This is a genomic window from Chryseobacterium sp. GTID13 (genome assembly GCF_056172655.1).
The window spans coordinates 603203-620498 of record NZ_JAOCMB010000007.1 but is presented as its reverse complement, the minus strand read 5'-3'; the positions used below and the strand labels follow the sequence as shown (position 1 = coordinate 620498).

General features: G+C 37.2%; 13 protein-coding genes and 3 pseudogenes. 4 read left to right on the top strand and 12 right to left on the bottom strand.

Annotated elements, in window-relative coordinates:
* Positions 1 to 83: 83 nt before the first annotated feature.
* The 5 genes from recO to N4G44_RS22185 form a co-directional block, all read right to left on the bottom strand.
* On the bottom strand, positions 84 to 695 hold the full coding sequence (gene recO / locus N4G44_RS22205; protein WP_474929951.1) for a DNA repair protein RecO: 612 nt from the start codon (positions 693 to 695) through the stop codon (positions 84 to 86).
* Positions 695 to 1828 (bottom strand): type IX secretion system anionic LPS delivery protein PorZ, encoded by a 1134-nt coding sequence (porZ, locus tag N4G44_RS22200; RefSeq protein WP_474929950.1) that lies wholly within the window; start codon positions 1826 to 1828, stop codon positions 695 to 697. Before porZ ends, recO begins: the two co-directional genes overlap by 1 nt.
* Entirely contained in the window at positions 1803 to 2834 is a 1032-nt protein-coding gene (locus tag N4G44_RS22195; protein WP_474929949.1) for a PorZ beta-propeller-like domain-containing protein, read from the bottom strand. Before N4G44_RS22195 ends, porZ begins: the two co-directional genes overlap by 26 nt.
* Positions 2835 to 2951: 117 nt before the next feature.
* The gene (locus tag N4G44_RS22190; protein WP_474929948.1) at positions 2952 to 3902 is read right to left on the bottom strand and encodes a bifunctional metallophosphatase/5'-nucleotidase; all 951 of its coding nucleotides are present in this window, start codon (positions 3900 to 3902) and stop codon (positions 2952 to 2954) included.
* On the bottom strand, positions 3902 to 4660 hold the full coding sequence (locus N4G44_RS22185; protein WP_474929947.1) for a 5'-nucleotidase C-terminal domain-containing protein: 759 nt from the start codon (positions 4658 to 4660) through the stop codon (positions 3902 to 3904). The genes N4G44_RS22190 and N4G44_RS22185 overlap by 1 nt, the downstream gene beginning before the upstream one ends.
* A gap of 192 nt (positions 4661 to 4852) precedes the next feature.
* Here N4G44_RS22185 and dapA point away from each other — a divergent pair, with 192 nt between their 5' ends.
* From dapA to N4G44_RS22165, 4 genes are all read left to right on the top strand, one after another.
* Complete coding sequence (gene dapA, locus N4G44_RS22180) at positions 4853 to 5728, top strand: 4-hydroxy-tetrahydrodipicolinate synthase (RefSeq protein ID WP_474929946.1); 876 nt, start codon at positions 4853 to 4855, stop codon at positions 5726 to 5728.
* Between the two features lie 130 nt (positions 5729 to 5858).
* Positions 5859 to 6362 (top strand): N-acetyltransferase family protein, encoded by a 504-nt coding sequence (locus tag N4G44_RS22175; protein ID WP_474929945.1) that lies wholly within the window; start codon positions 5859 to 5861, stop codon positions 6360 to 6362.
* A 292-nt stretch (positions 6363 to 6654) separates the two neighbouring features.
* Complete coding sequence (locus tag N4G44_RS22170) at positions 6655 to 7236, top strand: helix-turn-helix domain-containing protein (protein ID WP_474929944.1); 582 nt, start codon at positions 6655 to 6657, stop codon at positions 7234 to 7236.
* A complete protein-coding gene (locus tag N4G44_RS22165; RefSeq protein ID WP_474929943.1) occupies positions 7229 to 7675 on the top strand; it encodes a response regulator in 447 nt (148 codons plus the stop codon). Before N4G44_RS22170 ends, N4G44_RS22165 begins: the two co-directional genes overlap by 8 nt.
* 601 nt (positions 7676 to 8276) lie before the next feature.
* Here N4G44_RS22165 and recG read toward each other — a convergent pair.
* The 7 genes and pseudogenes from recG to N4G44_RS22130 form a co-directional block, all read right to left on the bottom strand.
* Positions 8277 to 10360, bottom strand: a pseudogene (gene recG, locus N4G44_RS22160) (ATP-dependent DNA helicase RecG).
* Positions 10361 to 10461: 101 nt separating this feature from the next.
* The gene (locus N4G44_RS22155; RefSeq protein WP_474929942.1) at positions 10462 to 10659 is read right to left on the bottom strand and encodes a hypothetical protein; all 198 of its coding nucleotides are present in this window, start codon (positions 10657 to 10659) and stop codon (positions 10462 to 10464) included.
* On the bottom strand, positions 10656 to 10994 hold the full coding sequence (locus tag N4G44_RS22150) for a thioredoxin family protein (protein WP_474929941.1): 339 nt from the start codon (positions 10992 to 10994) through the stop codon (positions 10656 to 10658). The genes N4G44_RS22155 and N4G44_RS22150 overlap by 4 nt, the downstream gene beginning before the upstream one ends.
* Positions 10995 to 11035: 41 nt before the next feature.
* Positions 11036 to 12546: pseudogene (locus tag N4G44_RS22145) on the bottom strand (peptide MFS transporter).
* Between the two features lie 22 nt (positions 12547 to 12568).
* Positions 12569 to 13564, bottom strand: coding sequence for a PDDEXK nuclease domain-containing protein (locus N4G44_RS22140; RefSeq protein WP_474929940.1), 996 nt, complete (start codon positions 13562 to 13564; stop codon positions 12569 to 12571).
* 56 nt (positions 13565 to 13620) lie between these two features.
* Positions 13621 to 15375, bottom strand: coding sequence for a peptide MFS transporter (locus N4G44_RS22135; RefSeq protein WP_474929939.1), 1755 nt, complete (start codon positions 15373 to 15375; stop codon positions 13621 to 13623).
* A gap of 132 nt (positions 15376 to 15507) precedes the next feature.
* Positions 15508 to 17162: pseudogene (locus N4G44_RS22130) on the bottom strand (peptide MFS transporter).
* Positions 17163 to 17296 lie beyond the last annotated feature (134 nt).

Here is a 17296-nt window from a genome sequence, read left to right as displayed (position 1 = left end):
TTATCTCTGCTATTCAAAGATCTGCTGTATCACTTCAAGCGATGCCGGGATCTTAAAATCTGTGATGTGGTAATGATAGTACACTAAAATACTGTCCAGAAAATCTTTTCGCTGTGAAGAATGAATTTTTGTGGCATAAAGGTTTTCTGCGCAGAGAATTTTTTCCATAAACCGGAAATTTCATTAGTGAACAGCTGATGGGCAGGGACCTCGGAAAATGTCCCGGTTTCAGGGTCCAGATAAGGGCCGTCATGCATCAGGGGAGCAACTCCCTGGATTTTCAATACTGTAATTAAAAACAACAAATGGCACTGGTAATTTTTAGCCATCAACTCGTCTATAAACTGATCAATACTAAAGAAAAGCCCGGGATTCTTATTTTCGTGCCTCAAAACCTGATTCAGAAAGTCTGATATGAAGAAGATTACCGTGTTGGTTCTGATATCCGTATACATATCATGATTTTTCACCAGCTCAAATTTAGAAACCAGCGGAATTCCGTTTCCTTTTGCAGGATTAACCGTGAAATTCAGCATACTTAATGGCTGGAGCAGGGCTTTCTTTTTATTTCTTTTGGAATAAATACCTTTTACGAAATACGTCTGAAAGCCGTCCTCTTCTGTAAAACAATGCAAAACTGCATCATTTTCACCATATTTTATGAATGATAATAAAAATCCGTTTTGTGAAATCATTAATTAACTACAGCTATTTTTGCAGTAGCTTTATCTGAGCCATCCTCATTGGTCATCAGGACAAAATAAATACCTGAAGCGACTCTGGTGCCTTTTTGATTATTAAGGTCCCATTCGTAATATCCTCCTCTGGCTACCGCAGAGTGAATTACATTTCCTGCCGAATCTGTGATTCTGATATTTGTTTTTTCCGCAAGTCCTTTAATAGTTACTTTTCCTTTAAAGTTTGAATACACAACAGGGTTTGGATAAACCACTACATTTCCGAAGTTGGCATTCACATCAGCGACGTCTCCCTGATAGGCTACAATGCCGTTGAAAGTGACAAAATACACTTTTCCGGTTTTTCTGTCTACCTTTATATCGGTAACAGAATTGGTGGGAAGAGGTGAATTTTCTTTTGTAAAATGCTTTATAGTCTGCTGTCCATCGGCAGACAGATAGTATACTCCTCCTCCGTCTACAGAAAGCCATTTGTAATCACCCGCATCTACTTCTATCTGCAATACTTGTCCGTCCCTGAAAAGTTCTTCTCCAAGTCCGCCCTGTTCTATGATGATGGGCTCCACTGTTGGGTTTGGATCTTTTATTGCCGTAGCGGCATTAGGTAGTATTCTTAATCCACTGTCAGTACCGATCCAGGCGTCTCCGGATTTGCTGAAAGCTACGGATAAAGTTCCTTTTGAGTTTCCTGCAAAACCATTGGTGTCTTTTAATATATAATCCGTATCATCCGAAAGGTTGGTAGGGGTTTTATAATCATATACAATGAAATTATTTGTTCTAGGAAGTGGGAACCATAGCATATTTTCATAATAAACCGGTGTTTGTGCACCATCACTCGTTATCCCGAATTTTTTGATGACGAAATCATCAGTTCCTCTGTCATAAATACCTATAGATGGACTGCCATAGTTGAAGCCGAAAGAAACAAAAAGGTTATTTTGAGGATCATGGGCAAAACCTACAGGACGGTGAGAGTAATCACCAGGTGATCCGAGATCATATCGTTTTACAAAATCAAAATCTTTAGTACTGGAATTGTACTTCATTTTATATACACCCTGTGCAGTAACCGTATAATTGGTGAAAAATACTTCACTGTTATCAGCCGGGTTGAATACAGCATCCAATACATTTATGGGTGCGGTAGTTGTTGAAAAAAGAGGAACGCAGCCACTCTGTGCCATTAAAATAATAAAATCCGGGTTTTTTGGGATTATCCCCTGGCTGGTTATATCTGTTGACTCTGGATCCTGATGACACTAGCATTTGGTTATTGTCATACAGGTTAATCCTATAAGAAGAGTTAGAATATGGTCCTGATGGCTTGTAAGTGGTTCCGCTTTCTTCTTTTATTCCGGACAATATTGTTCCGGCGTATATTTTTCCGCCTGCGGTAATTGCTGTATTACAGTCTTCTCCTACACTTACGGCATTCTGTGATACTCCGTTTAATCCAAAAGTATATATTCTGTTATCCGTTACTACAATATTGCTGGCATTGATGACAATATCCTGAATATTTGAAAAGCTGGCAGGTAATGGCGTACCGGTACCGTTATTGTAAATGTAGGCTGATGTTGCAGAGGAAAATATAAGTGACGATTCAGCGTCAATATGCTTGTATGATCCTGGAATTTCATTAGTCCATGTAGAAAATACCGGAAATGTAGTATTCATTTCGTGGCTTTTAAGGCCGGTATTTGTTACAGAGTAAACTTTGGTTCCGAATATAGTTGCTTCGTTACTTGCTTCATATACGCCGCCACTCACAAAGAATGCAGAATCTCCGAATTCTTTTTTATTAATATTGAATATGGAAACTCCGTATCCTACAGATATTACAGCCTGATCTCCTGTAATAGAAATATGATTGATTTTTTTGCTTCCGTTGTAACCTGTTGCGATAGGAATATCAACAATATATTTAATCTCTTGCGGGGTAATAACATCCATCGAACCGTTTGTGTATCCTATAATCCCTATTTTAGTCTGTGGATTATAATCAAAGGCAGATATACTGACGTCATGCAGCCCGTTAGCTTTTGACAGCTTTGTAATCTCCCCGGTTGAAATGGTATAGTAAAATATCCCGTTTTCAGTGGCGGCAATTATTTTTCCATTGTCTTCCTTCATGGCAAGGACATTATTATAGGAAAAAAGATCCGTCCATTTTTTGATGAAATTACCTGCGCATTCATGAATTGCAGGGAGGCCAAAATACCCAGAGAGATTAAAGAGAGTTTTTTCATATTATACGGTTATGCTGCTGTCTATTGCCTGGTTGTTCCAGGAAATGTGCTTTACGTTTTTATTTGCGTCGAAGTAAAAATCTATTCTGCCAAGGAGAAGACCTGCCCATCCTACTTGGTTCACCAGAACATTTTTACCTTGTCTGTTGGTAAATGTTTGTGGTTCAGGTAAAAAAGTATGGGTATGCCCGCCCAGAATGATATCAATATTTTCCGTTTTGGCAGCCAGAATTTTATCACTTATTTTATCAGGTTCATCTTTGTAATCATAGCCTATATGAGAAAGGCAGATGACAAGGTCACATTTTTGTTCGTTTTTCAGGAAGTTGGAATAATGCTGCGCCACCTCTACCGGATCCGAATATACGGTTTCTCCATATTGTTTTTTGCCTACAAGGCCATCCAGCTGGATACCGACACCAAAAATTCCGACTTTTATTCCGTTTTTATTAAAGATTTTATACGGTGAAGTCTTTCCGTCCAGAACCGTGTTCTTAAAATCATAATTTGAACAGATAAATGGAAACTGCGCATTGGGAAGCACTTTTAAAAATCCGTCCAGACCATTGTCAAAATCATGATTTCCCATGGTGGAAGCATCATACTTCATCATAGACATCAGTTTGAATTCCAGTTCGCCTCCAAAAAAATTGAAATAAGGAGTTCCCTGAAAAATATCACCGGAATCCAGAAGAAGAACATTACTTTCCTGGCTTCGGATCTGCTGTATGAGGCTTGCTCTTCTGGCAAAACCTCCCTGATTGGGATTTTTTGTATAGGTTGCATCGAAAGGTTCAATTCTGCTGTGCTGATCGTTGGTATGAAGAATGGTCAGTTTATTTGCGGATTTAAAAGGATTGAATTTCAATTCTTCCGCCATCATCATATTGGGAGCTAGAGCTGCTGCTAAAGATCCGCCACCTATTACTTTTAAAAATCTTTTTCTATCCATTATTTCTTACCGATAAAATTTAAACGAACATCTGTATTTGGAACTACTTCAGGAGTTTTCCTGAAATACTCAATGAAAAGATCCCTCAGTTTGATCCCTGTGGAAATAGATTCTCCTTTGGAAAAGAATTTCATATTGTCCCCGCCCAATGCCAGATAATCTGAAGTGGCAATATAGTAATCCTGCGAAGGATTTACAGATTGGCCATTGATCTGGGATTTGGTGAGCTGTCCGTTATTGGTTTCAATATATAAATGGGAAACAGGATTGTTGACCTGTGTTTTTGCATAATAGTCAAAAAGTCCCTGAAGATCCGAACCCTTCATTTTTACGATAATCACCTCATTTTCAAAAGGCATTACTTCAAAAACGCTTTTCAGAAGAATATCACCTTTTCCGATTGTTGTACGTATTCCTCCGATATTGATCAGGGCCGCATCTACATTTTTATTCAGATTCTTTTTTGCCCATGCATCGGCACCTTCAAAAGTATAATCGGCCAAAAGATTTCCAAGATTGCTGTTATCCCCTTGTTTGGTAAGGTCTACGCTGGTGTGGGAAATCTTCTGGTTCATCTCTTTATCCAGTTTCTGTTTATAAGGTTCAATGACATTTACAAACGCCTCATCATTTTTCAGCTCATTATTAATAGAAATATTTTTCTGGGGCTGAACCTGAGCCAGCTGCAGCGAGGATGCTGTTTTGCAGGCAGTGAGTGTAGCCAGAGCAATTCCTAGTAACAAGAATTTATTTTTCATATGTTGCAAATTATTTTTAAAGGTCATATGTAATCGCCGGTATCTATAGCTTTTTTATAAATGAGTTTGGTAGCAGCGATGTCATACTATCTTTTAGTATATGCAAATATAATTATATGTATAATAAAACATTATTATTTATTACAAATTCTTGTCGTAAATTATTAAATTTGGCAAAAATAATTCTAGCAGATGAGCATTTTAAAAGGAGTAGGTGTTGCATTGGTAACACCCTTTAATGAAGATTTATCCGTTGATTTCGACAGTTTAACTAAACTTGTTGACTATAATATCGAAAACGGAACCAATTATTTAGTTGTTTTGGGAACTACAGCAGAAGCTGCAACGCTTTCTGATGAGGAGAAGAAACAGGTGATTGAGCATATCATTAAGGTTAATAATAAACGTCTTCCTTTGGTTTTAGGAATTGGCGGTAATAATACTCTTGAAGTCAAGAAACAGATTGAAGAAACAGATCTTTCTGCATTTGAAGCTGTGCTTTCTGTGTCCCCGTATTACAACAAGCCTAACCAGGAAGGACTTTACCAGCACTATAAAATGCTGGCGTCTACCGGTAAAAATATCATTATTTATAACGTTCCGTCAAGAACGGGACAGAATATTGAAGCTGATACTACGATCCGCATTGCCAAGGAATTCCCGAATTTATTCATGATCAAAGAAGCAGCACCGAATATTCTTCAGTATTTCGATATTTTAAGAAAGAAGCCTGAAGGATTTTCACTGGTTTCGGGAGATGATGAATATACACTTCCTGTCACTTTAGCCGGTGGAGATGGTGTCATTTCTGTTATAGGGCAGGGATATCCTAAAGAGTTTTCCACAATGGTTCAGCTGGCTTTCGAGGGGAAAGTAAAAGAAGCTTACGAAATCCACAATAAATTAGTTGATATCACAAGACTGATTTTTGCAGAAGGAAATCCATGCGGGATAAAAGTGGTTCTTGCGGAAAAAGGAATCATTAAAAATTATTTGAGACTTCCTTTAGTTGCTGCTTCAGAGGGGCTTTATGCGAAGATCAAAGCTGAAATGACGAAAATCGGATAGTCAATTGTGAAATTTGCTTCGCAAGTGAATAGTCAATCTTAAATGTACCGTTGGCCGTTCATCATTGACATCAAAATATCAAGGTGAAAAGTTGCGGCTTTTCACTTTTTTTAATCGTAAAATTTAAAATATGAAATTAACGGAAGTAACAGAAAAGGATATTCCATTGATCCGGGATTTGGCCAGAAGATCATGGGAGAGTGCTTATGTGGGCATTATTTCTACGGAACAGATAGAGTACATGCTGGATAAAATGTATTCGGAGGAAGAAATTTTAAGTCAGCTTCAAAACCCGGATTATCATTATTATCTCATTTTTGATGAAGATAATAATTCTTTTGAAGGCTTTATCGGTTATGAAAACAATTATGAGGCAGGAACTACAAAACTCCACCGGATCTATTTGGTTCCTGAAAGTAAAGGAAAGGGATTTGGAAAAGAAGCACTGACCTTTTTAAAAGATAAAGTATCTGAAAGTGGAAACACACGAATTATTTTAAACGTGAATAAAGAGAATTCTGCTAAAAAATTTTATGAATCTCAGGGATACAGAGTATACGATGAAGTAGTTTTGGATATAGGCGGAAATTTCGTCATGGACGATTATTTAATGGAGTATGTATTTCACAAATGATTGACTTAAAATTCTGTAACATTTAATTTTAATTCTATAACAAGTGATGTTTCTTTTTACTTCATCTTTGTATCAGAACCAAATCACTTTCAATAATACATTCATATGCTTGGTTTTGAGCTTTTATAGCTTTTTATCAGTATATTTTTTTCATCCTTAGTGTTTAAATTCCTGTATTCAATATGCAGGAGTTTTTTCTTTTTATACATTATGTTAAAAAAATAATTCTATTTCACTTTTAAATGAAATAAATTATTATATTTACTCCGAAATTCAACACACTTATACCAGGATGAAAATGTATGTAAAATTTGATTTCAATGCTCTCTGCAAGAAAGTATTGGATGAAAAGCTAAAAGAGCATGGGTTGAAATACCGCCTGCTGAACTTTGGCGAGGTGGAATTCTATGAACCATTTACCCAGGAGCAGCATAATCTTTTTAAGAAAAATCTTAAAGATTACGGAATAGAAATCATAGAAAGCCAGAAAACGGCTTTGGTACAAAAAATAAAAGATGCCATCGTAGAACTTGTCTTTTCTGAAAATGCAGTTCCCGTTAAGGCATCTATTTACATCGCTGAAAGGCTGAATCACAGCTACGGATACCTTTCCAATCTTTTTTCCGAGGTTGCCTATACATCAATAGAAAATTTTATCATCCTTCAGAAAATAGAATATGCCAAAGAGCTGATTCTGAATAATAAGCAGAGTCTGACAGAAATTGCGCATAAGCTGAATTATTCCAGTGTAGCGCATTTGAGTACTCAATTTAAAAATACCACCGGAATTACGCCTTCCCAGTTCCAGAAGATCGTCATGAAAAGAAGAAAAAAGCAGGCGATAGCTATAAATTCAAAAATGCTGTATGAATAAGGAATATCTGAATGTAATAACGGTAGATAATGACGAAGGAAACATAATATTCTTTAAAAATATTTTCAAGGATTTAAAGATTGGTGTGAAGTCGCAGTGTTTTTCCGATGGGGAAGGACTTATGAACTATTTGAAAAGCTGCGGGGCCATTGTTCCGGAAGTAATCTTCATCAGATATGATAATCCGGGAAAGAACAGTATGGATTGTCTGAAAGAAATTAAAACAGATCCCAAATTCAGTACTATAGTAACTGTAGTCTATGCTCACCAGATTTCTGAGACTGAAATTGAAGAAGTATTCGTTGACGGAGCCAATGTTTTTATGAGACAGCCGGAAACTTATGAAGGGTTGAAAAAGGCAATAACAGAAATTATTACGATCAACTGGCAGTACCATTCTTCAGGATTGAATATTGATAATTTTATCATGAAAGTATGATGAACAAAGTTTTTTCAACAGTTGGTTTTTTAGAAGAAAGTTTATATTTAATACATACTATTCACACAAAAGTGAAAATTGTATAATTAATAATTAAAATAATATAAGAAGAAATCCAGGCAATATGATCAATTTTGTAAATGTAAACATTGCAACACAAATTAGTTATATATAAAAGCAATGGATGATAAGAAAACAGATTATTTCACAAGAAACAAGATATAAGTCACAATGTTAGTTTTAACAAAATGAATTATGTTTATTTCCAGCTATAAAGCATAGAAGATCTTTAAACAAAACGGTACAATCATGAAAACTTAAGAGAGTTGAAGGGTATTTATTCGTTTCATTTCCCACTCTTCAACTTGAACAGTTAGTTTTTATAATAAGCAGTTGGAAAAATAATTCATTTTGTTTTTTTAATTTATTTTAATAGTCAGGACTGAAAAATTCAAATAGTATATAAATATTTTCACACCAAATCACAAGATATTAGTTCTTACTATTAAAATAAATTTTTTAAAGAATCAAAAAAGTAATTTCTTCTAAATAACAGTTTTATAAGGGGGCCGCGGAAAGATTTTTTCTTTACGCGGTTTTTTTATGAAATTTTACTCCATTTATTCTTTCCCCTGTAGTATTTCAGATAGTAATTTTTAATAATCAGATTGTCCGGCCTGGTCAGATGCGGATCTGCTTCCAGGATTTTATCAACCGTATTTTTTGTCGTTTTGATAATGGCGGAATCATTCACAAGATCGAGTCTTTTAAAGTCTACAACTCCGCTCTGCTGAGTGCCTAAAATATCTCCCGGACCCCGGAGCTGCATATCAACTTCAGAAATCTTGAAGCCGTCATTGGTTTCTGTCATAGTCCTGATACGGGTCCTGCTTTCTTTCGATAATTTGTCTGAGGTCATAAGAATACAATAACTTTGTTCTGCACCCCTTCCCACACGGCCCCGCAGCTGGTGAAGCTGAGAAAGCCCGAATCTTTCCGAACTTTCTATAACCATTACAGAAGCATTGGGAACATTGACACCTACTTCAATAACCGTAGTTGCCACCATAATTTCTGCTTTTCCGGAAGCAAAATAATTCATTGCAGCATCCTTTTCAGCAGGTTTCATCTTTCCGTGAAGCATCGTAACATTGTAGTCGGAGAATGCATTCATCACATGATCCAGACCTTCCATCAGGTTTTTATAATCCAGCGTTTCCGATTCCTCGATCAATGGATAAACGAAATAAACCTGTCTTCCCTTTCTGATCTCGTCCCTACAGAAATTATACACATAAGTTCTGTCTTTCTCGCGTCTGTGAGCTGTGATGATGGGCTTTCTTCCCACAGGCATTTCATCGATCACAGAAACATCCAGGTCAGAGTAAAAACTCATGGCCAGCGTCCTGGGGATAGGAGTTGCGGTCATCACCAGAATATGCGGAGGAATTTTATTTTTAGCCCATAATTTTGCCCTCTGTGCTACACCAAACCTGTGCTGTTCATCAATAATAGCCAGTCCAAGGTTTTTAAATTTTACCTTATCTTCCAGAACAGCATGTGTTCCAACTAAAATAGAAAGGGTTCCGTTTTCCAGCTCTTCATGAATGATTTTTCTTTCCGAAGTTTTGGTAGAACCTGTCAGCAGCCGCACATTAATACCTGTTTTCGTTAAAAGATCTTTAATTCCGTTGTAATGCTGCTGGGCCAGAATTTCAGTGGGAGCCATCATACAGCTTTGAAAACCATTATCCATAGCAATCAGCATCGTAAGCAAAGCGACCATCGTTTTCCCGGATCCTACATCTCCCTGAAGAAGCCTGTTCATCTGGATGGGTCTTTTCATATCCAGACGGATCTCCTTTAAAACCCTTTTTGTGCATTGGTAAGGTCAAAAGGAATATGATGATTGTAAAAGTCGTTAAAATGATCCCCTACAACAGGAAACGGATTTCCAGGTGAATGGCTTTTATGATGAAGCTTTTTGAGGGCATAACCCAGCTGGAAAAAGAAGGATTCCTCAAATTTCAGCCTGTTATCAGCTTTTTCAAAATGCTCCATATCCTTTGGGAAATGCATATTCAGAAAAGTATGCTGCCGGGATAAAAACTTAAAAGCTTTGATCATATATTCTGGGAAATTCTCCTCAATAAGATTGGGAATCTCTTTGCAGATATTTCTTAAAACATTCTGGAAAAACCTCTGATTCAAACCTCTTTTGGTAAGCTTTTCGGAACTGGGATAGATAGGTTTCAGGCGGCTGTCATTTTCTTTATTCTCTTCAGCTTCAATTTCAGGATGAGGCATGGAAAACTGCCGGTTAAAAACATTGATCTTCCCGAAAATATAAACTTCACGGTTCACCGGAATCTGTTCTTTCAGCCATTTTGAGTACTGGAACCATACCAGATCCATTGTTCCTGTATCGTCATTAAATTTTGCAGAAAGCCTTTTTGTCTTCCCGGTCTGCACTTCCTGAACCTGTGTAATTCTTCCTTTAAGCTGTACCTCAATAGCACTTTCCTCAAGCTGGGAAATTTTGTATACTTTATTTTTATCCAGATAACGGATAGGGTAGAAGTTCAGAAGGTCTTCAACAGTGGAAAGGCCCAACACACTTTTGATGAGTTTGGCTCTGTCAGGACCAATTCCTTTTACATATTCTATAGAAGTTTCTAAAGTCATTTTAAAAATGAGCCCTAATTTCGGGAAAATAGGCCTAAGATTAAAATTTTTCTCCAAAATAAAATAAAAAACGGCTTCCCATTGGAAAGCCGCTGTAAGGTTTAATCTTTTATTTTAGATTTGAATTTCTTCTGATAATCTTCCCATTGTTCTCTGGAACGGATCTTTTTAAACATATCTTTAGAGATGAATTCTAAATAGGGTTCGAGTTCCCTGGCAGATAATTCTCCCTGAAGGATAGTGATGGGACCGCCAGTTTCATCCAGGAATACCGTACTCGGAACTGCACCAACGTTCATATACTGAGTGAATTCGTGCAGTGAATTTCTTCCTTTTTTATGCTCGGTATTGTCATTGGAAAATGTTCTTCCAAAAACATCAATGGATTTTTTTCTTCAGCATTAAACTTTACGGGATAATAACTTTCATTTAAGATCTGGGCAATGATTTCATGACCATATGTTTTTTTATCCATAATCTTACACGGACCGCACCAGTCTGCATAAAAGTCGATCAGAATTTTTTTCGGATTTTCTTTCTGGGCTTTTAAGGCTTCTTCAATGGTCATCCATTTTACCTGAGCAAAACTGAAGCTAACTAAAAATAAGAGTATTATGCTTATAATTTTTTTCATAATTTGATATTTAACATAAAAATAAGCATAATCTGCTTACGTTATTTTACATCCTGCATTAATTTTTTCACGAACGGAGATATCAAAATTAATACCACGCCGGCAATTACCGCATACAATCCCAATTGTTTATATCCATCGGTGTAAGTGATCAAAGCATCATAATTGGTAGATCCCTCTTTGGCAGTGGCAAGTCCAGCGCCTATAATCCCTGCGACATATTGCCCGTAAGCTGAAGCCAGGAACCACATTCCCATCATCATTCCCTGTAGGTTTTTGGTGGAAAGCTTTGTCATAATCGATAACCCGATCGGGGAAAGACAAAGTTCTCCAAGAGTAATAATCAATAGGGCCAGTGTGAAGAAGTTCAGTGATGTTATCCCTTGAAGATCGGCAAAAAGCCTGGTTGCAAATAAAACATAATAACCAATTCCAAGAAAGATAAATCCTAAACCGAATTTAACGATAGTATTAGGTTCAATTTTTCTTTTATTCAGCCAAATCCAAAGCAGTCCGATAACCGGAGCAAGGAAAATAATGAAAAATGCTCCTCCTGAATTATTTACTCCATTGGGGTCTAGTCCGAAAAGATCTTTATTAAGGTTTTTAGCCGCGAAAATACTTAACGAGCCCCCGCTTTGTTCATAAATTCCCCAGAATAAAATAGAGAAAATGATGAAAACTAAAGCTGCCCAAAGTTTTTTGCGCTCCGATGAGGTTACCTTGGACATTTCATAGAACAGATAGATCAATGTCAAAGGACCGATGGTCCACATAAAATAATCGGTATATTCTGTTTTGGCTACCATCGTCATAATAATCGGAACAAAAATGAGGGATAATACATATACCCCATACTCTTTCCATTTCGGGATCGGTGCAGATTTTACTTCTGCCATAGGATGTCCCGGCTGAAGACCAATGGTTCCCAGTGTTCTCTGAGTGAAAATAAAGTTGATGAGGCTGATTACCATTACTATTGCTGCCAGTCCGAAGGCAATATTCCATCTCATTCCTTCCGGAATAATATGACTCAATACTTCTCCTTTTCCAATAGCAATACATAAATATCCGCCAAGCAAGGCACCAAGGTTAATTCCTGCATAAAAAGAGAGAATCCGGCATCAGCACGTGAATCGTTAGGCTTATAAAGCTGTCCGACCATGGATGAGATATTAGGTTTGAAGAATCCTGTTCCTACTACAGTAAATGCAATTCCTAAGAAAAAGAATTTGTGTGGATCGGTTGCCAGGATCAAACTTCCGACGATCATCAGAAGTCCTCCCCAGAAGAGGGATTTTCTGAATCCAAGGATTTTATCGGCAAAAAGACCACCAACGAAAGTAAAGGCATATACAAATGCCTGGGTAGCACCATACTGAAGGTTAGCTTCTTTTTCATGGAAATTTAGCTGTGAGATCATAAAGAAAACCAGCATTCCTCGCATTCCGTAGAAACAGAAGCGTTCCCACATTTCAGAGAAAAACAGGCTCCAGATCTGTTTAGGGTATTTTCCTTTAAAATTTTGTATTTCTTCTAGAGTTAAGCTCATAATTGGGTATGATATAATTTAATTAGGGTTGTTTATTGTTGTTCTGATCCAGTTCAAAACGGATTCTGTCCTGATCTATGATTTCTTTTAATTCCTCTTCTTTTGGTAGGTAAAGAAGGTATTTGCTGGCAAAGAGGTTATTTTTGTCATTCAGAACGGAATACTTAACGATGGTTTCGTCTTTTTCTGAACAGAGTAGAATTCCAATGGTAGGATTATCGCCTTCGCCACGTTTCAGATCATCATACATTCTTACGTACATATCGATCTGCCCGATGTCCTGATGGGAGAGTTCGCCGGTTTTAAGGTCGATAATGACAAAACATTTTAAAATATAATTGTAAAAAACAAGATCTATATAAAAGTCTGAAGTATCTGTGGAAATATGCTGCTGCCTGGCTACAAAAGCGAATCCTTTCCCGAATTCCAGAAGGAATTTCTGAATATGATCAATGATGGCAGTTTCAATTTCTTTTTCTGATATTTTTTGGTCCGCTGTTAAACCTAAAAATTCGAAGATATAGGGATCTTTTAATAAGCTGTGGATGTTTTCCGCCGGAGATTTCTTGTGTTCCAGAACTCTTTCGTAAGCAAGTGAGTTGATCTGTCTTTTCAGATCTCTTACGTTCCAGTTGTTTTGTACAGCTTCATTGAGATAATAGCTTCTTTTTGATTTATCTTCCTGTGCGGAAAGTAATCTGTAATGAGACCAGCTCAATTGTAGAGACAATGTGTCAACAATTGGGAAAGCATTATAAAACTTACGCATATTGGAAAGGTTGGTATAGTCAAAACCCTTTCCAAATTCCAGGGAAAGTTTTTTAGAAAGATTTTTCAAGGTTTGCTTTCCGTATTCTGCACGTTCTTTTCCCTGCTGTTCATCTTCCACGATCAGTTTTCCTATCTGCCAGTAAGTAAGCAATAAAGTAGAATTCGCGATCCGAAATACTTTTTCGCGCGACTGCCTAATGATTTCCTTTACGGACTGGAATAAAGAATCTTCGGAAATTTCCATCATACGAAAATAAAAAAACCTCTGACTTGGCAGAGGTTTTATTATATTTATTGATGCGGTTATTTCACACCGTGCATCATTTTCTTTAAGATTGGAGAAAGGAACGCCAAAATTACAGATGCAATACCACAAAGTACTACGAATACCATAAAGAATTCAAATAGATTGTGGATCTCAAATCCTGCGAATGTAGGATTGTGCAACGGCAACTGAGCTTTCTCAAATGCTGCCGTCTGATCAGCAGTAAGGGTTACTTTTTTATCTAAAACATCCTGAAGATTAACTCCGATTTCTTCTGCTTTTTTAAACTTATCCCCCGTTGCAGGAATAAGAGCTCCCAATGAACCTGCAAGGGCATAACCCGCAGCATTGGAAATGAAGAAAACACCGTATAATAATGATGCAAATCTTTTTGGAGCCAGTTTACCAACCAGTGAAAGACCGATTGGAGATAAGCAAAGCTCACCACAAGTCTGGATAAAGTATAGGAGCATTAACCATTTGATAGCCAATAATCCTGAATTTCCAAGATCTTTTACATTATGTGCAATGATAAAGTATGAAAGAGCAATTAACGCAAGACCCATTGCCTGTTTGAAAGGCGATACGGGCTCTTTTCCTTTTGCTCTAAGCTTATCCCATGTCAAACTGAACGGAACTGCTAACAGAACTACGAAAATACCATTGAAGATCTGAACCATTGAAGGCGGCATATTCCAGCCGAAGATGTTTCTGTCTGTCTGGTTATCCGCGATGAAGGTTAATGAAGATCCTGCCTGTTCGAAGGCTGCCCAGAAGAAAATAATAAAGAAGGATACGATATAAATTACCCAGATTCTCTGTCTTTCCACTTTATTTTCTGCAGAAGTCATGATCAGGAATGCCAGGGAAATACCGGCTGCATAAATGAAAGGATAAATAATTCCTTTGATTAATTGCCCCATTTCTACGGAATTGAATCCGAATTCTCCTACAAGCAGATATCTGAAAGCAAAGAATAAGACTACGAAGATCAGCCCTGTAATTCCTAAAGATGTTCCGGAGAATTTAGCGGTCTGTGTTTCGCCTTCTTCAAAATCTTCACTTGTATTGTTTTTTGGCAATCCACCGATAGGTCTTCCTTCAGGCGTTACCACATATTTATTCTTAAGGATAAAGAATGTTACTGTTCCAATGATCATTGCAATTGAAGCTGCTAAGAATCCCCATTTGAAAGCAAAAATATCTCTTACTCCTGTGGCAGCATCTTTCACGTCTCCTACGTATGGACAGATAAATTGTCCAAGGAATGCTCCGATATTGATCCCCATATAGAAAATGGTGAAAGCAGAATCTAATTTGGATTTTTCCTGCTTAGGATAAAGGCTTCCCACCATTGATGAAATATTAGGTTTGAAAAATCCATTACCGAAGATGATAACGAATAAAGCCAGCCACATAATCATTTTGGAGCTGCCAAGATCGGCAGAGAAAGTAGAAGCACTGATAAACAACAGAAACTGGCCAATAGCCATTAAAGATCCACCGATTAAGATGGCATTTCTGTTTCCGATATATTTATCTGCAATAAAACCTCCCAAAAGAGGCGTTAAATAACACAAAGCTAAAAATCCACCGTAAATGATTGCCGCATCCGCTTCTTTTATCAATAAGGAATTTACCATAAAGAGCGTTAAAAGTGCTCTCATCCCATAAAAGTTGAAACGCTCCCACATTTCTGTTCCGAAAAGAACCCACAATCCTTTTGGATGCCTTGAATTCTTGTTCTCTACAAATTCATCCGGTTTCGGACTTAATGCTTCAGTATTATCCATTCTATTGTTAATTTTTGTTAAGACTGACAAATATAGTTTTTTTTGGGTTTTTGGCAAGGTTTTAATTTTATATTTAAATAAAAAAGCTGCAGAATGATTCTGCAGCCTGATATTCTTTATGATAAATAAGAATTAATGACCTTTTTCTTTCATGATCTTGTTTAATCTTTTTAACATAGACAGCCCTAAAAGGGTAGCAAATATTAACAAAGCGAAATTAACAAGGAAGTAATTCATTTTGTTGTCATAGCTGTACCACGTACTAGCCAGGATTCCTGAAAGCTTATTTCCTACCGAGTTGGCAAGAAAGAAACCTCCCATCATCAAAGCTGTAATTCTTGCCGGTGAAAGCTTGGAAACAAAGAGAGACCCATTGGCGAAAGGCATAATTCTCCAATAGTAATGACTCCATATCCTGCTACAAGCCATAACGGTGAAACTTTTACAGCGCCATTATCCCCGGCCATTACGGCAAGAACCATTACAAGGCATGATAATCCTGAGATAAACAGTCCTAAAACAATTTTTGTAGGCGTTAGAGGCTCTTTACCTTTCCTTCTTAATAAAGCCCAGAATCCTACAATAACCGGTGTTAAGGCAATTACCCAAAAAGGATTGATGGACTGGAATAATTCCGTATTGTATAAATAAACTTTAGTTTCAGGGTTTTTCTCCAGGGCAGCACGTTGTTCGGCGGAGATATTTTTGAAATATACATCTTTTCCGGTCTCTTTAAGGGTATTTCCGTCTTTGTCTTTCTGAGACTGAAACTGGTTGTCGTATACAGGAACTTCCTTGTCTTCATAACTCTTTCCTTCTACCATATAGATATTTTCAAGAGGTTTCTCCAAAGAAGCAGGAACACTTCTGTCCGTATAATAATTGGCCCATCTTGTAAGAGCCGTACCATTTTGCTTGAAAACAGCCCAGAAGAACATACTGATCAGAAATACAGAAAGCAAGGCTCCGATTGCCGGTTTCTCTTCCGATTTGGCCTTAAAGTAAAGGGATGCATAAAAGTAAATAACAGGAACACAGGCAAAAATAAAGGCGTCTGTACTGTCGCTTCCGAAAATATTCCCTGGAATAAACCATCCTATAGTTCCTACGGCAATGGCAGGAACGAAAACTTTAATTAAAATTTCAGAAAGTTTGGTATCTCCTTCTTCTACAGGTTTCATTTGTGCGGCATGGATATAATGTTTTCTTCCGATCGTAAAAATGACCATACCAATCAGCATACCGACTCCGGCCGTGATGAATGCTTCGCCCCACCCGAATTTATTACGCATAAATGCTGCGATGATGTTACAGATAAAAGCCCCGATATTGATTCCCATATAGAAAATATTATACCCGGAGTCTTTATTGGCTTTGTAAGGCTCTTCAGAATAAAGGTTTCCTAGAAGTGTGGAAATGGTAGGCTTAAAGAAACCGTTTCCAATAATGATTAATGCCAGGGAACCGTAAAAAAGAGGAAGTTCCTTAAAAACACCCATTCCTATATAGCCGGCTGCCATCAGTATCCCTCCCAGATAGATAGATTTAATATATCCTAAAACCCTGTCAGCCAAAAAACCTCCAAGGAAAGGGGTCAGGTAAGTTAAAGCGATGTAAGTTCCGAAAATATCATCAGCAGTTTTGTCCGGAAGCCCAAGTCCTCCTTTCAGTCCGGTAGGCTCGATGACATAAAGAACAAAGATTCCAAGAATCAGATAATACCCGAAACGCTCCCACATTTCTGTGAAAAAGAGGAAGGGTAGGCCTTTAGGATGTTTAGTCTTCATATAATCAATTTTCAAATTTCCCAAAAATAGGTTTTTAATTTTAATTGATAAAATAAATAATATTTTATGAAAATGATTAATAATATAAATACAAAACCTCTCCAATGATGGAGAGGTTCTGAAAATTTATTTTA

What these genes read in the sequence shown, in the direction of transcription:
- recO (WP_474929951.1), bottom strand. Translation starts at nt 695, where the DNA reads ATGATTTCACAAAACGGATTTTTATTATCATTCATAAAATATGGTGAA.
- N4G44_RS22195 (WP_474929949.1), bottom strand. Translation starts at nt 2,834, where the DNA reads ATGAAGGAAGACAATGGAAAAATAATTGCCGCCACTGAAAACGGGATA.
- N4G44_RS22190 (WP_474929948.1), bottom strand. Translation starts at nt 3,902, where the DNA reads ATGGATAGAAAAAGATTTTTAAAAGTAATAGGTGGCGGATCTTTAGCA.
- N4G44_RS22185 (WP_474929947.1), bottom strand. Translation starts at nt 4,660, where the DNA reads ATGAAAAATAAATTCTTGTTACTAGGAATTGCTCTGGCTACACTCACT.
- dapA (WP_474929946.1), top strand. Translation starts at nt 4,853, where the DNA reads ATGAGCATTTTAAAAGGAGTAGGTGTTGCATTGGTAACACCCTTTAAT.
- N4G44_RS22175 (WP_474929945.1), top strand. Translation starts at nt 5,859, where the DNA reads ATGAAATTAACGGAAGTAACAGAAAAGGATATTCCATTGATCCGGGAT.
- N4G44_RS22170 (WP_474929944.1), top strand. Translation starts at nt 6,655, where the DNA reads ATGAAAATGTATGTAAAATTTGATTTCAATGCTCTCTGCAAGAAAGTA.
- N4G44_RS22165 (WP_474929943.1), top strand. Translation starts at nt 7,229, where the DNA reads ATGAATAAGGAATATCTGAATGTAATAACGGTAGATAATGACGAAGGA.
- N4G44_RS22155 (WP_474929942.1), bottom strand. Translation starts at nt 10,659, where the DNA reads ATGAACGTTGGTGCAGTTCCGAGTACGGTATTCCTGGATGAAACTGGC.
- N4G44_RS22150 (WP_474929941.1), bottom strand. Translation starts at nt 10,994, where the DNA reads ATGAAAAAAATTATAAGCATAATACTCTTATTTTTAGTTAGCTTCAGT.
- N4G44_RS22140 (WP_474929940.1), bottom strand. Translation starts at nt 13,564, where the DNA reads ATGATGGAAATTTCCGAAGATTCTTTATTCCAGTCCGTAAAGGAAATC.
- N4G44_RS22135 (WP_474929939.1), bottom strand. Translation starts at nt 15,375, where the DNA reads ATGGATAATACTGAAGCATTAAGTCCGAAACCGGATGAATTTGTAGAG.